The organism is Flavobacterium fryxellicola, from assembly GCF_900143245.1.
Taxonomy (GTDB): domain Bacteria; phylum Bacteroidota; class Bacteroidia; order Flavobacteriales; family Flavobacteriaceae; genus Flavobacterium; species Flavobacterium fryxellicola.
Genome location: NZ_FRDK01000008.1, coordinates 109,302 through 125,091, shown reverse-complemented (window position 1 = coordinate 125,091; position 15,790 = coordinate 109,302). Strand labels below are relative to the sequence as shown.

Here is a 15,790-nt window from a genome sequence, read left to right as displayed (position 1 = left end):
AAGGAGTACTTTCACAAAGTCTAAAATGTAAGAGTGAAAAATTATTTTGTAAAACAATATCAAGAAAGCGATTTTGGAACTTGGAATGCCTTTATTGGTCAAGCCAAAAATGCTACATTCTTGTTCCATCGCGATTTTATGGAGTATCATAAAGATCGATTTGAGGATTACTCCTTGCTGATTTATGAGGATCAAAAACTGATTGCCTTACTTCCTGCTAATAAAGTGCGCAGTACAATTTATTCACATCAAGGCTTGACTTACGGCGGTTTAGTGTATTCTTCCAAAATAAAGGGTGAAAAAGTGGCTTCTATTATTGATACTCTTTTGTCTTTTTTAAAAGGAAATGGGATACTTTTATTTTATTATAAGCCTATTCCCTGTTTTTATACTTCTGGTGGAAATCAGGAGATTGATTTTTTTTTACTTAAAAAAGGAGCACTTCTAGAACGTAAAGAAATGAATTTGGCCATAAATTTAGCCATGCCATTGCAGATTTCAAAAAGCAAATTAAAGCATTTTAGGAAAATTGAAGCGCTTGATCTACAAATAGTTGAAGAACAACAAATAGAATCGTTCTGGAATTTAGTTTTAGAGCCACGATTATTGCAAAAATATGATGCAAAGCCCGTTCATACAGTGCAAGAAATGGCAAAACTGAAGGCAATTTTTCCCGAATCTATAAAACAATTTTCAGTGTATTATCAAGATGAAATTGTTGCAGGAATTACAGTATTTGAGATGGAAACTGTCGTCAAATCGCAATATGGGGCCACAACTAAAAAAGGGGAGGAGTTGCGTGCCTTAGATTTTTTATTTATAACTTTAATAGAAAAATACAAACAAGAAGGAAAACTTTTTTTTGATATGGGAATCGTTAATGAGGATAATGAAAAAGGATACCACGCCGGACTTTTGAAACAAAAAGAGGAATTAGGTTGCTCTGTTTACAACCAGGATTTTTATAAAATGAACCTATCATGATCCCTTTTCTTGATTTAAAAAAAATAAACGAACCGTATGAAACTGCTTTTCAAGAAAAATTGAAAACGGTTTTATACAAAGGTTGGTATATTTTAGGGAATGAGGTTGCAGCATTTGAAACTAATTTTGCTACATATTGTGGTGTAAAATACTGTATTGGCGTTGGAAATGGTTTTGACGCTTTAGTTTTGATTTTCAAAGGTTATATCCAACTTGGAAAACTGCAAAAAGGCGATGAAGTTATTGTTCCTGCGAACACTTATATTGCCAGTATTCTGTCGATTTTACAGGCAGATTTAATTCCAGTTTTGGTCGAGCCAAAAGTAGCAACGTACAACATAAATTCGGAATTAATTTTAGCTAAAATTACGCCCAAAACCAAAGCTGTTTTGGCTGTTCATTTGTATGGACAATTGGCCGAAATGGATGCGATAAACGAAATTGCTGTGGCAAATAATTTGCTGGTAATCGAAGATGCAGCTCAGGCTCATGGAGCAGTACTCGATTCTAAAAATGGTATCTCAAACGCAATAGAGCGGAAAGCAGGTAATCTGAGTAATGCGGCTGCTTTTAGTTTTTATCCTGGAAAAAATTTAGGTTGTTTGGGAGATGCTGGTGCTATTACCACAAATGATACAGCTTTAGCTACTGTGATTTTTTCAATGCGCAACTATGGTTCGGAAACTAAATATTATAATGATTATGTTGGTGTAAATTCGAGGTTAGATGAGTTGCAGGCAGCATTCTTGAATGTGAAATTACCGTTTTTAGATGCTGAAAATGAAAAGCGAAGAACCATTGCAAAACGCTATTTTTCTGAAATAAGAAACGATAAAATCATCTTGCCACAACTGCAATTGCCTGGAACGAAGCAATCTGATCATGTTTTTCACCTGTTTGTAATTCGAACCAAAAACAGAATAGCGCTTCAAGATTACCTTAGCAAAAATGGGATACAAACTGTAATTCATTATCCCATTGCGCCACACCAGCAAAAAGCTTTAAAACAGTACAATAATTTATTTTTTCCAATTACGGAAATGATACATGAGGAAGTTTTAAGCTTGCCCATGAATCCGGTTTTGACGATGGAGGAGGTCAGTTATATTGTTGTACTTTTAAATAAATATTAAATGGGATTATTTAGCAAAATAAAACAATTATGCTTTGTTACTTTTCGAATTAAAAAGTATGAATTCCTCTCAGATTGCGAACGTGTAGCTGGTAAGCCAAACCTTTTCTATCCTTTATTATTAAAAGGAAAAGGGAAAATTTTTTTTGGGGAAAATGTACAAATTGGGGTAGTCTCGTCACCCTATTTTTATTTAGGATATACTTTTATGGAAGCAAAATATGAAAGTAGCGAAATTAGCATTGGAAGTAATGTTGCTATTAATAATGCTTTTTCGATTATTTGTTCTTCCAAAGTTACAATCAAAGATAATGTTTTAATAGGCGGAAACTGTACGATCATGGATAACGACGGGCATCATTTAGATCTTGATAAAAGAAAAGAAAGTAATCCAATTTCTTTTCCAGTGTATATTGGTAAAAATGTCTTTATTGGTTCAAGTGTTTCTATTTTAAAAGGAGTTACGATAGGAGAAAATTCTGTCATAGGTAATGGATCTGTGGTGAGCAAAAACATTCCCAAAAATGTTATCGCGGCAGGCAATCCTGCAAAAGTCATAAGAAATTTATAATGTTAAAGACCATCAAACAAAATCCACTTTTAAAAGTAATATCACTTAATTCGATTTCAGTGGCGGTGAGTTTTGTTCTAGGGATTATTTCCACAAAAATTATTTCTATTTATTTAGGTGCTTCAGGAATGGCACTGTTAGGAAGTTTTAGGAATTTTACATCCATGATGAAGTCCATAGCAACATTAGGAATTAACAATTCATTCATTAAAGTTTTTGTGGAAAATAAAGACAATAAAAATGAATTAGGTGTCATTTATTCTACTTTTTTTTGGTTTTTCCTTTTTGTCTCAACAGGTTTAGGTTTGCTAATTTTAGTTTTCGCCAATGTAATATCCGAATTTTTATTTTTTACTAATTCTTTTGCGTATCCCATTCGTTTTTTTGGATTATTGTTGCCTTTAATTGTTATTAATACATTTTGGATGGCCATCTATAATGCTTTAGAAAAATATAAAAAAATTGTAATTCTGCAGATTGTCTCGAATCTATTAATTTTTAGTTTAACAACTTTTTTGATAGTAAATAATGCCATAAACGGGGGATTGATAGCAATTGCTTTGAGCGAATTAGTGTTGGTGGTCGTGACTTTTGCTTTTATCATAAAAGACAGAAGTTATTTTCAATTTAGCCTTCAGAAAATTATAGAAAAGAAATACTTAGACAGCATCAAGAGGTTTTCTTCAATGGCTTTATTGAGTGCCATACTTACACCTGTTACGTTATTGCTCATACGAAATTTCATAATCCAAACGCATTCTATACAAGAAGCCGGTATTTGGGATGCAACGAATAAATTTTCCAGTTTTTACATGTTGGTTTTTAGCTCTGGCTTATCATTATATTACCTCCCCAAATTATCTTCTTTAAAAACAGAGGAGGAGTTCAAAATAGAATTAAAATCATATTTTGGTGTTTTTGTTCCTCTATTTTTTATAGTAATAGTGCTTGTTTTTTTATTAAAAGGAATTATTTTGGACATTGCTTTTACAAAATCTTTTTTAAAGGTGAAGGATGTATTAATTTGGCAGCTTTTAGGTGATTTTTTAAGGATTATGACTTTGGCTTTTGGCTATCAAATTGTTGTGAAAGCAAGGGTTAAAAAATATTTCATTCTTGAAATAGTATTTAATGTTTCCTATCTAGTAGTGTCTTTTTATTTAATTACACTTTTTTCATTTCAAGGTGCTGTAATGGCTTATTTTGTCGCCAATTTGATATTGTTCGTGCTAATTTTATTTATGTTTCGAAAACTATTTTTCATTTCCAAGCTGCCAAATAGTGACTCGCAATACTAATATAGTCGTGTACTCGCTCTATGAATGCTCTGGCTCGTTTGCCAATGGCAATTATTTCTTCAGGATTTTCAACTAAAAATGATAATTCACGCACAAGATAATCTACATCTGGCAGCGCATTAATATTGACTTTTTCTGTCAATTTATAGTGATTAACAAATTCATTTCCTCCACCAGTAAAAACAACTTTACCTTTTCCCATGGCTTCCAGTGCATTATAGCCTTGGTCTTGAGCATAAATTTGATCTAATACAATTTGAGCTGTATTGTATTTATTAATATAATCGGTGTAAGGAATGTTTTCAGTGATGATGACTGTTACCTTTTCAGGATATTTCTCTTGGATAATTTGCAATGCTTTTTCAAAGTAAGGAATTCCTTTTTTGATGTAACTGGAGCGATTTATCCCTAAAAAAATAACAATCTTGTCATCGATTTTTTGTTCTTTAAATTCAATTCTATTGATATTAACAGGATTTGGAATAAAATGTGCATTATATTTCATTTTTTCCATTGGAATTTTATAATCTAAATCGGAGGTAATAAGATTTTGACAATTTTTGGATAACCATTCAAAAGTTTTTCGATAGTTTTTACCAGTGTATTTTAATGGATATTCAAAATGTTTTTTTAAAGTTTTGTTCTCGAAATAAGGAGTCAAAATGCTATACTCTGTCTCTTTTTTTAATAAATAATCTATAATTGGGGTGTCGTCACCACAGATTAATAAGCTTCGATTTTTAATTTTATTGAATATCTTTTTATACAGTATTCGAGATAGAAAAGGGAAGGTTTCAACGGCATCAGAGTTAATAAGTTGTACGTGATCGAAGTGCTTTAATTGTTGTATTAAAAAGTGAAAACGAAGTCCTCTTTCCGCTTTCGCTAAATCAATATTCGTGAGTTTGTAAAAAGCATTTTTTATTTTTAACGGTAACCAATAATCGGATAAAAAAGAGGAATGAAAGGAATGGTCCGTGTCTAACTTTTTGAAATGATCACCGGAGGATAACAGCATTACGTCATGTCCCAGGACTAATAATCCTTCTTTTAAAGAATTATGTAATCGACTGTATTCGCCTATCAAAAGTATTTTCATTTACAAATCTGAATTATTTATATTTGTGTAAATATAAGTACAAATTGATAAAAGAATTTATAAAAGGAGACCTGGAAATAGTATTATCAACGATGAATAGAGATTCTTTGGATTTTTTGATTCCGATGTTTCCGTTCTCTCATTTTTCAAATTTTTCTATTTTAATTGTCAATCAAACCCAACCAGATAAACTAGTAGTTTCCAATTATCCGTCAATTCGAATAGTCAATTCATTTGAAAAAGGGTTGTCAAAAAGCAGAAATACAGGAATCAAAAATGCAAAAGGGAAAATTGTTTTAATCGCGGATGACGATGAAGTATTTAAGGAAGGTTTCGAGAATACTATTCTGGAAGCATATAACAAATATCCTGAAGCAGTTAGTATTTGTTTTGCACTCGAGGATTTTAATGGTTTCTTGTTGAAAAAATATCCTTCTAAGACAAAATTGCAATTGAGTTTTCTAGATATTTGTAGCATTTTGTCAATTGAAATAAGTTTTAAAAAAGCAACTTTCGACCAATTGAATAGTATGTTTGACACTAATTTTGGTTTAGGAAGTCCCTTTATGATGGGTGAAGAAGCTATTTTTTTATCTGATTGGAAGCAGCAAAAACAAATCGTAATTAGTGTACCAAAAGTTATTGCAAGTCATTCGAGGTTGTCAACAGACGATAAATTAAATTTTAAACAAAGGTATTACGTGCAAGGCGCTTTCTTAACCAGAGTTTCAAAACACGGTTATTATAAAGGTGTTTTTTTAAAACTTTTTTTCGATCTTAAACAGAATAAAATTAAAATAAAGCAGCTGTATGCAGCGCTAAAATCAGCAAATAAAGGCAAGATAGATTTTATACAAATGAAGAAATGAAAACAACTGTAAATTCCATTCAATTATTAAAGATTCCCGTTGTGGAAGATACGCGTGGAAACCTAGCATTTGTTCAAAAAGGCGTTTTACCATTCGAATTCAAACGGGTGTACTACCTTTTTGATGTTCCTAGTACTGCTTTTAGAGGGGGTCATTCACATATTGTTCAACAAGAAGTTTTGATTGCTTTGAGTGGAAGTTTTGAGGTCGTTCTTCACGATGGATTTGAAAAAAAGTCCTTTCAATTGAATAAACCAAATGTTGGATTACTTATTCCAATCGGCATTTGGAGAGAATTGCAAAACTTTTCTTCAGGAGCCGTTTGTTTGGTTTTTGCCTCAGATGTTTTTGAAGAAGCCGATTATATACGTGATTTTGATCAATTTTTGGAGTCAAAAAAATGAAACTTCTCTATATAATTCCCAACATAAATAACGAGGGCGGAGTCGCCAGAGTGCTTTCGGTCAAAACGAATTATCTTATAGAACAGTTAGGGTATGAAGTGCATATTTTAACCCAAAATGATGGCTTTTCTCCTTTGTTTTATCCTTTCAATAAGACTATTATTTTTCATGATATGCTGTTAACAGGCACTGCTATTGGTTTTTTTAATTTGTACCAAAATGCATTAAAAACGAAAGTAAAAACCATTCAACCAGATGTTATTATTGTTTGTGATAACGGTCTAAAAGCCTATTTAATTCCTTTTGTTTTAAAAAATAAAATTCCGCTTATTCTAGAAATGCACAGCTCCAGATTTATTGAGGAAAGAGAAGTTAAAAAAAACATTTTCACAAAAGTCACTTCGATTTTTAGGAGTATTTTGAAAACTAGGGGTATCAAAAAGTATGATCAATTTGTAGTCTTAACTAGCGAAAGTGTAAAAGAGTGGAATGTCAAAAACACGCTGGTGATTCCAAATCCATTATGGTTTACGACAGAAAAACAGAATGCTCTACAAAACAAAAAAGTAATTGCTGTTGGTCGACATACCTATGAAAAAGGATTTGACAGGATGCTGGCAATTTGGTCAAAAGTACTAATTAACCATCCGGATTGGTCGTTGGATATTTACGGGAAATCAACTGAAAATCTAGATTTACGCTTAATCGCTAAAAATCTAGATATTTGTAATACTATTTCTTTTCTTGAGCCAGTTCAAAATATTGAAGAGAAGTATTTAGAGGCTTCTTTTTATTTAATGACGTCTCGCTTTGAAGCTTTTGGGATGGTATTAATTGAAGCGATGGCGGCTGGATTGCCAATCGTTGCTTATGATTGCCCCAGTGGCCCAAGAGGGATAGTGACTCCGAACGAAAATGGTTTTTTGATCGAAAATGGCAATGAATCTGATTATGTTCAAGCCGTGGAGGCTCTAATTGAAAATGTGACACTAAGACAACAGATGGGTGAAAAGGCAAAATTATCCAGCGAAAAATACAACATCGATGTTATTATGCAAACGTGGAATGAATTATTCATTGGAATAAAAAAGAATTAACTCTTCTGATTTATGGAGCATAAATAGCCAACTCGAAACCAATTGAACAGCAATAAATTAGGTTGGTTTCCGGTTAAATTCCGAAAGAGATGTTGTTCCAACACAGAATGTATTTTTGCAATAATAAAAGTAGATTTTGTTCTTCGCAAAAAGTCATAGAATCGAAGCAGTTTCACAAACGCAACGTCAATTTTTTTGGCTTCGTACAGCGCCATCAAATTTTCTAATGACTCTTTTGTTTTGTTTAAGTAAATCATATTTGAATCGATATCTCCGTGTTCAACAGCATTTTCAATGTGATTTACTTTAGATTTTAATAAACTCAATTGATACGAAACTTGGGTGTCGTCGTGACCGTATTTTTTTAAATGGGCATCAAACTTTACTTGGTTGAAACACTCTTTTTTAATTATAGTGTTGTTAAAGAGCACGGATGGATATGGTTTTTTCTTTCTGTTTTCGGCAGCTTTATCTTCAATAAATTTTCCGTATTTCCAACGTAGTTTTTGATTGTCTGAAGGACACTTGGCGGGATGTTGCCGTCCACCATAAACAACGTCATTATCATATAAATTAGAAATGAATTTATTGATGTAATCGTTACTAATTATGATCGAGTCACCGTCAATAAAAAGCAAATAATCATATTTAGCTTTTTCGGCAAGTGAATTTCTGTTTGTACGATGCGCAATGTTTTGTTTTAAGGAAATAAAACTGCAATTGGATAGAGTGTTTACATTCTCATTAATCGCATTCAAGGTAGATTGTGACGCATCATCCTGGCATAAAATCTCAAATGCTATTCCGCATTCGATGCATTGCTTGTGCAACTCAACAACGAGAGGATATACATTATAATTGTATATTGGCACCAGAATAGAAAGCATTACGCTGTTCTCTGCTGAATCACTTCGAAAATTTTAGCGTCTTCACATTTTAATGTTTTGGAAGGGAATTTCATCAATAAGGCATAATCGTGTGTCGCCATAATGATGGTTTTTCCATTGGCATTGATTTTCTTTAATACTTCCAATACTTCAGCACTCGTTTGTGGATCCAAGTTCCCTGTTGGTTCATCTGCAAGAATTAATTCGGGATCATTCAGTAAAGCACGAGCGATGGCCACTCGTTGTTGTTCACCTCCAGAAAGTTGATGAGGCATTTTTTTACCAAAATCTTTCATCCCTACTTTATTCAATACTTCTTCAATTTTATGCTGCATGTCTATGTTGTTGATCCAGCCCGTTGCTTTAAGTACAAAAAGCATGTTGTCATTCACAGTGCGGTCTGGAAGCAGTTTGAAATCTTGAAAAACGATTCCAATTTTTCTTCTTAAAAAAGGAATGTCATCTTCTTTTAAAGAAGCTAAATCAAAGTCTACAATGTTTCCCTCTCCTTCGGTTAACGGCAAATCAGCGTATAAAGTTTTCATTAAGCTGCTTTTTCCTGATCCTGTTTTTCCAATGATGTAAAGGAATTCTCCATGATTTACCTCCAAGTTCACCTCTGTTAAAATAGATTTTCCTTCTTGATAAATAGTTACATTTTTTAAAGACAGTACGGATTGTGACATAATTTGCATTTGTTTATGGGGTAAAAGTAATAAGATAACGCTTCTATTCAAAATAAATTCTGTTGTATTAAACAGAATTAGAGAAAATAGGAATATTGGCGTATTTTTAGAATGTCAGATTTTACGAATAGTATCGAAAGAACGTCAAATTATGCCTTAGAGAATAAATATTCATAATAAAAACCAATTGTGATTCGTTATAGAGTTCAGAATATAATATATTTGAATTATTAAAATAAAATCACAATGCGTAAATTATCCTGGATCTACTTCTTTTCTTTCTTTATAATAACGGCGGTGCTTTCAGCACAAAAATCGGCTATTTACACGCACGATTCAAAAGATTTTAATAAAGCAGTTTCTTTATTTAAAGATGCGCAATATGCATCGGCACAACTAATTTTTAACAAAGTAAAGGAAACGGCCACTACAGAGGAATTGAAATCGGATTGTGCTTATTACGCTGCTAATTGTGCCATTCGAACCAATCAGGCAAATGCAGATGCGTTGATGGAGCAATTTGTTGCAGATTACCCTACGAGCGTAAAGCAAAATCAAGCTTATATTGAAGTAGCACAGTATCATTTTACTCAAGGAAATTATCCACAGGCATTGCAATGGTTTGACAAAGTGGATGAAAGTAGTTTGAGTAGAAAGGATCAAGATAAATTCAATTTCCAAAAAGGGTATAGTTTTTTTAATGCCAAAAAGAAAAAAGAAGCTACTTCCTACTTGAATAAAGTAGTAAATTCTGCTGAATACGGATCGCAAGCCAAATATTACCTTGGTTTTATGGCGTATGAAGGAGATGACTATAAGCAAGCGACAAAGTATTTTGACGAGGTTTCAGGTGAAGAGAAATACAAAGAAAAGCTTTCATATTATCAAGCGGATATGAATTTTAAGTTGGGAAATTTCCAAAAAGCAATTGATTTGGGTCAGAAAGCAATGGCTAAATCAAATCCTTTGGAAAAATCAGAATTAAATAAGATTATTGGCGAAAGCTATTTTAATTTAAAAAAATACGATACTGCCATTCCATTTTTAGTCGCCTACAAAGGGAAAAAAGGAAAGTGGAACAATACCGATTTTTACCAATTGGGATATGCGTACTACAAACAAAAAGACTATGAAAATGCCATTTCCCAATTCAATAAAATCATTGGTGGAAAGGATTTTGTAGCTCAAAATGCCTACTACCATTTAGGAGAAAGTTACCTCAATACCGATAAAAAACAGCAGGCTTTAAATGCTTTTAAAAATGCTTCGGAAATGGATTTTGACTTGGCGATACAAGAAGATGCCAGTTTGAATTATGCTAAATTGAGTTACGAATTAGGAAATTCGTATCAAAGTGTACCAGCAGTTCTTCAATCTTTTTTAAATAAATATCCAAATAATGCCAACCGTTCTGAGGTAGAGAAATTGCTGATAGATTCGTATATTTCGTCTAAAAACTACAAGGAAGCGCTGGTTTTATTGGAAAAAAATAAATCGCCAGAAAATAAATTGGCCTATCAAAAAGTACTGTTTTATAGAGGACTGGAACTGTATACGGATGGAAAGTATGAAGATGCGTTAAAAATATTTACGAAAGCTACAACCGAACAAAAAGATCCGGTTTTTACGAGTAGAGCCCTTTTTTGGAAAGGGGAAGCAGAATATGTTACAAATGATTTCAAGGAGGCATTGTTAAGTTTTAAACAATTTGCCGGTTCAAACCAAGCTTCAAAAACCCCGGAATATAAAAATCATAATTATAATATTGCCTATGCTTATTTTAAATTAAAAGAATACGATCAGGCAGGAAATTATTTTCAAAACCAAATAGAGAAAGCACCAGCTGATAAAGTGCGTTTGAATGATTCGTATTTGCGTTTAGCAGATTGTCGTTTTGTAACTTCAAAATACGGCCCAGCAATGGATGCGTATAATAAAGTGATTGAATCTAAAAGTATAGATGCAGATTATGCCTATTTTCAAAAAGCAATTTCTTACGGATTTATGGCTAAAAATGACACTAAAATTGCCGAATTAAACTCTTTTGTCCAATTGTATCCAAAGTCTGAATACAAAGACGATGCACTTTTCGAATTGGCTAATACTTATGTTGCCGGAAACAAAAATGACCTTGCTATAAAAACATACGAGCGTTTAAATACTGAATTTAAAAAAGGCTCTTTTACTTCTAAATCTATTTTGCGTCAGGGTTTAGTATATTACAACACCGATAAAAACGATCAGGCTTTATTAAAATTTAAAAAAGTGGCTGCTGATTTTCCTAGAACTCCGGAAGCTTTAGAAGCCGTTGCAACAGCCCGATTAATTTATGTTGATGGTGGTAGAGTGGATGAATATGCTAGTTGGGTTCGTACGCTGGATTTTGTTGCTGTAACGGATGCAGAATTGGATAATGACACCTACGAAGCTGCTGAAAAACAATTTCAACAAAACAACTCTAAGCAAGCCATCCAAGGATTCAGTGGGTATGTAAGTCAATTTCCTCGAGGCATCCATGCCTTAAAAGCCAATTACTACCTTGGTCAATCGTATTATTCAGAAGGGTCTGAAACCAAATCAATTCCTAATTTTGAATTTGTAATTGCCCAATCTAGAAGTGAATTTACAGAGCAGTCTTTGTCTCGACTGGCTCAAATTTTTCTTAAAAATAAACAGCACGACAAGGCAATTGTAGTTTTATCCCGTTTAGAAAACGAATCTGATATTTCTCAAAACACGACTTTTGCACAATCGAATTTGATGAAATTGTATTATGATAAAAAAGATTATAGTAGTTCAAACTCGTATGCTGAGAAGGTTTTGATGAGTCCAAAAGCCGATGATAACGTCAAAAGTGATGCTCAAATTATTATAGCGCGTGCAGCTATTGAAACGGGAGATGAAGCAAAAGCAAGAGTTGCCTACACCAAATTAAGGGCGATTGCAAAAGGAGAACTAGCAGCTGAAGCGCTATATTATGATGCTTATTTTAAAAATAAAGACGGAAATTTTGAACAGTCAAATGTTGCTGTTCAAAAATTAGCGAAAAATTATTCTAGTTATAAATATTTTGGATCCAAAGGATTAGTTGTAATGGCAAAAAACTTTTACGGATTGAAAGACAGCTATCAGGCGACCTATATTTTAGAAAATGTAATTCAAAATTTTACTGATTTTCCAGATGTAGTGTCAGCCGCACAAAGAGAATTGAATACTATTAAGGCGGAAGAGTCTAAAACAAATTCATCAATTACAAAATAAAAAAACGCGACAAGAAAGTTAGAAAATAACCAAAGTAAGTATGAAATTTTCAGAATAGTCGAAAGCCAAAAAATTAAAGAATGACAATCCCTTTTTATATAGTAGATGTTTTTGCAGAACATAAATATGCAGGCAATCAATTGGCTGTTTTTTTAGATGCACAAAAGTTAAGCTCTGAGGAGATGCAGACCATTGCTCGAGAAACCAACTTTGCAGAAAGCACTTTTATCACGAAGCTCGATCAGGAAAATAATGCAGCAACAATCAGGATTTTTACCCCAGAGCACGAAATGCAGTTCGCGGGGCATCCTATCTTAGGAACTTCGTGGGTCTTGATGCACAAAATTTTTGAGAAGCGCACTGAAAGGATCAATTTGTCAGTTCCAATAGGTGATATTGTAGTTTATCAATCAGACGATTTGGTTTGGCTACAAGCTGCTCAACCAGAATTTTTAGACGTTTTTTTGGCAGAGGATTTTTCATCCTTTAGCAATTTAAGTCCTGATGATTTTGATGTAAAATTTCCCATTCAGGAAGTTACCACGGGAAGCGCTTTTGTAATTGTGCCTGTTAAAAATGCAACAGTATTGCAAAATTTAATGCTGAATCAGGTTAAAATGGATGGGTGGTTGCGCGCTCATTGTAAAACAAACCATAGAGCCTTTTATTTTTATTGTTTAGAAGGAACAAAGCTTACGAGTAGGATGTTTTGTGTAGAGAATAACCAACTTGTAGAGGACGCTGCTACTGGAAGCGCGAGCTCTTGTTTGCAGGCCTTTCTTTTAAAATATTATTCTCCTGAAATCCAAACTATCAATTATCAAGGAGATTTTATCAATAGACCCTCTCAGATTTATTTTGATGGTAAATTAGAAAAGGACCATTTTGATATTAAAATCGGTGGAAAAACGCAATTTATTGCAAAAGGCGAGTGGGAAGTTTAGATTACATCAAAAGAATAAATAGGTACAAAATAAAAAAATCAGACATGACATTTAAAGATTTAGAAATAAAAATAAGAATAAATAAGGTAGCAACTTTTTCGGCGCCCTTCACTTACATGAGGTTTGGCGTGGGGATTTTGTTCATCTTCGTCTTCCAATTTTCATTTGCTCAAAAGAAAGAACAAATAGGAAATGAAACGGTAAATGTTGTAAAACCGTATACCCCAAAAATTTCAGATGCGTTCAAAGTAAAAGAAATCCCGGAACTGGATGAGGAGGGAAATGCTAAAAAAGAAAGTATAAAATATTCTATTTTTTCATTCCCTGTAGCTTCTACTTTTACGCCTTCAAAAGGAAAAGCCGAAGGGGTTGAAAAAGAAACGCAAGCTCCTTTATTTAAAAATTACGCGACTTTTGGTGTTGGTAATTACGGAACTTTTTTAGGGGAATTATTCGTAAACCAAGATCTAAATGCGACGGACTATGTTGGCGGCATGTTCCGGCATCATTCTTCTCAAGGCGGTATAGAAAGCGTGAAACTTGACGACCGTTTTTTTGACACTTCGCTTGATTTAATGTATGGTTCGAATCAAAAGAACGTATCTTGGAATCTGGATTTAGGATATCAAAACCAAATTTATAATTGGTATGGATTACCAGACAGTTTTGGTAACACTTTATCGTCTCAGGATCAATCTATTTTGATTAATAGCATAAATCCAAAACAGTACTACAATACTATTTCTCTGGGGGGGAATGTGGCTTTTAACGAAAGTATATTGAATAAAACAAGTTTGAAATTCAACCATTTTTCAGATGGTTTTGATTCTTCTGAAAATAGGTTTTACGCTAAACCAACCGTAGCCTTTGATGTAAGTGAAAGTGCCGTGAAAACAGATTTAATTGTTGATTATGTCGCTGGAAATTTCAAAAATAATTATACCAATACCAATACTGAACCTTTAAAATATAGTTTTACAAATTTTGGAATTTCACCTAGTTTTGTAATGCAAAAAGAGGACTGGACGCTGAATATTGGCGCTGCTGTTTTTTATAGTAGGAACAATATAAATAGCAGCAACACCTTTTATGTCTATCCAAAATTCAATGCCTCTTATAAGGTGGTTGGTGATTTGATGATTTTCTATGCGGGTGCCGAAGGGGATCTGCAGCAGAATTCATATCAGGATTTTGTAGATGCCAATCCATTTTTATCCCCAACATTAGCTATTGCACCTACGGATCAACAGTATGATGTTTTTGCTGGACTGAAAGGTAAATTGACTAATTCAATAAGTTACAATCTTAGAGGTTCTTACTTAAATGAGCGAAATAAAGCATTGTTTAAAAGCAATAGTTATAATGAAAATGCTGGGAATGCCGATTACGCCTTTGGAAATTCCTTTCAAGTCGTTTACGATGATATGAGAACCTTAAGCTTTTATGGAGAATTAAAAGCAGATTTCTCTGATGATTTCACTTTCGGAATTAATGGAAGTTTTAGCAGTTTTACAAATAATTTTCAGCAAGAAGCGTGGAATTTGCCAGCAATAAAAATAAATTCCAGTTTGGATTTTAATATCACAGAAAAATGGTTTGCTGGTGCCAATGTGTTTTACGTAGGCGAGCGAAAAGATTTTCAAATGAATACTGCTATTGTTACTAATGCTACTCCTGTAACTTTAAAATCGTATTTTGATGTCAATGCCAATGTTGGATTCAAATACAGCGACCGGTTGACTGCTTTTGCAAGAGCGAATAATATCACCAATAATGCCTACCAAAAATGGTTGAATTATCCAGTTCAAGGATTTCAGGTGATTTTAGGAGTAAATTATAAATTTGATTTTTAATTTTTTACGTAAACACAAAAGCGCACAAAGAAAGCGCAAAGGCCACAAAAGAAAATTTAATTTTTTTATATTGAAATAGTATTAAAAAAAACTTCGTGAACATCGTGCTTTCTTGCTGACCTTTGTGGTTAATCTTTACTAAATGACTTTTAAACAAAAAATACACCGTTATTACTTACAGTTAGTTCAAGATAGAATTGATGCTTTCAAAGACATGATTGTAGCGCTTACCGAAGATTCTAAGAATGATGCCAAAGGTTCTGCTGGAGACAAACATGAAACGGCTTTATCAATGATGCACATTGAGCAGGAAAAACTCAATCGGAAATTGAGAGAAGTATTGGAACAAAAAGCAGTTTTGGATAAAATTGATTCGACTACAATCGCTAATACTATTATTGTAGGAAGCTTGGTCAAAGCAAACGGAATCTATCTATATCTCAGTGTTGCACTCCCTAAAATCAATGTCGAAGGAATTAATGTTATCGCCTTATCGCCACAATCTCCATTGGGAAATAAATTGATGGGAAACCAAGAAGGTTTTACCTTTGAGATTAATGGAACAAAGTATTTGGTAGAGGAAATAAAATAAAAATAAAGTATCGTTTTATTTTGGCATTGTTTTCTGTAGACCCCATTTTTACAATCTTCAACTTCATTTCTCTTTTTGTTCTTTTTTGATTACATTTTAAATACAAATTCCAC

General features: G+C 33.1%; 14 protein-coding genes. 11 read left to right on the top strand and 3 right to left on the bottom strand.

Annotated elements, in window-relative coordinates; genetic code table 11:
* Positions 1–33: 33 nt before the first annotated feature.
* The 4 genes from BUA03_RS12295 to BUA03_RS12280 are packed head-to-tail and all read left to right on the top strand — an operon-like array spanning position 34 to position 3,985.
* Positions 34–984, top strand: coding sequence for a GNAT family N-acetyltransferase (locus tag BUA03_RS12295; protein WP_066082597.1), 951 nt, complete (start codon positions 34–36; stop codon positions 982–984).
* Positions 981–2,117: a DegT/DnrJ/EryC1/StrS family aminotransferase gene (locus tag BUA03_RS12290; RefSeq protein ID WP_066082595.1), complete on the top strand. Its 1,137-nt coding sequence runs from the start codon at positions 981–983 to the stop codon at positions 2,115–2,117. The genes BUA03_RS12295 and BUA03_RS12290 overlap by 4 nt, the downstream gene beginning before the upstream one ends.
* Positions 2,118–2,687 carry an acyltransferase gene (locus BUA03_RS16960; RefSeq protein ID WP_066082593.1) on the top strand — a complete coding sequence of 190 codons (570 nt, stop codon included), beginning with the start codon at positions 2,118–2,120 and terminating at the stop codon, positions 2,685–2,687.
* Complete coding sequence (locus BUA03_RS12280) at positions 2,687–3,985, top strand: O-antigen translocase (protein ID WP_066082591.1); 1,299 nt, start codon at positions 2,687–2,689, stop codon at positions 3,983–3,985. Before BUA03_RS16960 ends, BUA03_RS12280 begins: the two co-directional genes overlap by 1 nt.
* Here the strand turns inward: BUA03_RS12280 and BUA03_RS12275 are convergent.
* The gene (locus BUA03_RS12275; RefSeq protein WP_066082590.1) at positions 3,948–5,084 is read right to left on the bottom strand and encodes a glycosyltransferase family protein; all 1,137 of its coding nucleotides are present in this window, start codon (positions 5,082–5,084) and stop codon (positions 3,948–3,950) included. The two genes, BUA03_RS12280 and BUA03_RS12275, sit on opposite strands and share 38 nt — an antisense overlap.
* A gap of 44 nt (positions 5,085–5,128) precedes the next feature.
* Here BUA03_RS12275 and BUA03_RS12270 point away from each other — a divergent pair, with 44 nt between their 5' ends.
* From BUA03_RS12270 to BUA03_RS12260, 3 genes are read left to right on the top strand one after another with little or no spacing between them, the layout of a single operon-like run.
* Entirely contained in the window at positions 5,129–5,953 is an 825-nt protein-coding gene (locus BUA03_RS12270) for a glycosyltransferase (protein WP_066082588.1), read from the top strand.
* The gene (locus tag BUA03_RS12265) at positions 5,950–6,357 is read left to right on the top strand and encodes a sugar 3,4-ketoisomerase (RefSeq protein ID WP_066082585.1); all 408 of its coding nucleotides are present in this window, start codon (positions 5,950–5,952) and stop codon (positions 6,355–6,357) included. Before BUA03_RS12270 ends, BUA03_RS12265 begins: the two co-directional genes overlap by 4 nt.
* The gene (locus BUA03_RS12260) at positions 6,354–7,454 is read left to right on the top strand and encodes a glycosyltransferase family 4 protein (RefSeq protein ID WP_066082584.1); all 1,101 of its coding nucleotides are present in this window, start codon (positions 6,354–6,356) and stop codon (positions 7,452–7,454) included. The genes BUA03_RS12265 and BUA03_RS12260 overlap by 4 nt, the downstream gene beginning before the upstream one ends.
* Here the strand turns inward: BUA03_RS12260 and BUA03_RS12255 are convergent.
* Both BUA03_RS12255 and BUA03_RS12250 read right to left on the bottom strand, forming a co-directional pair.
* Positions 7,451–8,341, bottom strand: coding sequence for a glycosyltransferase family 2 protein (locus tag BUA03_RS12255; protein WP_066082582.1), 891 nt, complete (start codon positions 8,339–8,341; stop codon positions 7,451–7,453). The genes BUA03_RS12260 and BUA03_RS12255 overlap by 4 nt on opposite strands.
* Positions 8,341–9,027, bottom strand: coding sequence for a cell division ATP-binding protein FtsE (locus tag BUA03_RS12250; RefSeq protein ID WP_066082580.1), 687 nt, complete (start codon positions 9,025–9,027; stop codon positions 8,341–8,343). The genes BUA03_RS12255 and BUA03_RS12250 overlap by 1 nt, the downstream gene beginning before the upstream one ends.
* Before the next feature lie 246 nt (positions 9,028–9,273).
* Here BUA03_RS12250 and BUA03_RS12245 point away from each other — a divergent pair, with 246 nt between their 5' ends.
* From BUA03_RS12245 to BUA03_RS12230, 4 genes are all read left to right on the top strand, one after another.
* Positions 9,274–12,288 carry a tetratricopeptide repeat protein gene (locus BUA03_RS12245; protein WP_066082578.1) on the top strand — a complete coding sequence of 1,005 codons (3,015 nt, stop codon included), beginning with the start codon at positions 9,274–9,276 and terminating at the stop codon, positions 12,286–12,288.
* Positions 12,289–12,368: 80 nt separating this feature from the next.
* Positions 12,369–13,232 (top strand): PhzF family phenazine biosynthesis protein, encoded by an 864-nt coding sequence (locus tag BUA03_RS12240; protein WP_066082576.1) that lies wholly within the window; start codon positions 12,369–12,371, stop codon positions 13,230–13,232.
* A gap of 116 nt (positions 13,233–13,348) precedes the next feature.
* The gene (locus BUA03_RS12235; protein WP_066082654.1) at positions 13,349–15,085 is read left to right on the top strand and encodes a porin family protein; all 1,737 of its coding nucleotides are present in this window, start codon (positions 13,349–13,351) and stop codon (positions 15,083–15,085) included.
* Between the two features lie 142 nt (positions 15,086–15,227).
* Positions 15,228–15,677 (top strand): hypothetical protein, encoded by a 450-nt coding sequence (locus BUA03_RS12230; RefSeq protein WP_066082574.1) that lies wholly within the window; start codon positions 15,228–15,230, stop codon positions 15,675–15,677.
* Positions 15,678–15,790: the final 113 nt, after the last annotated feature.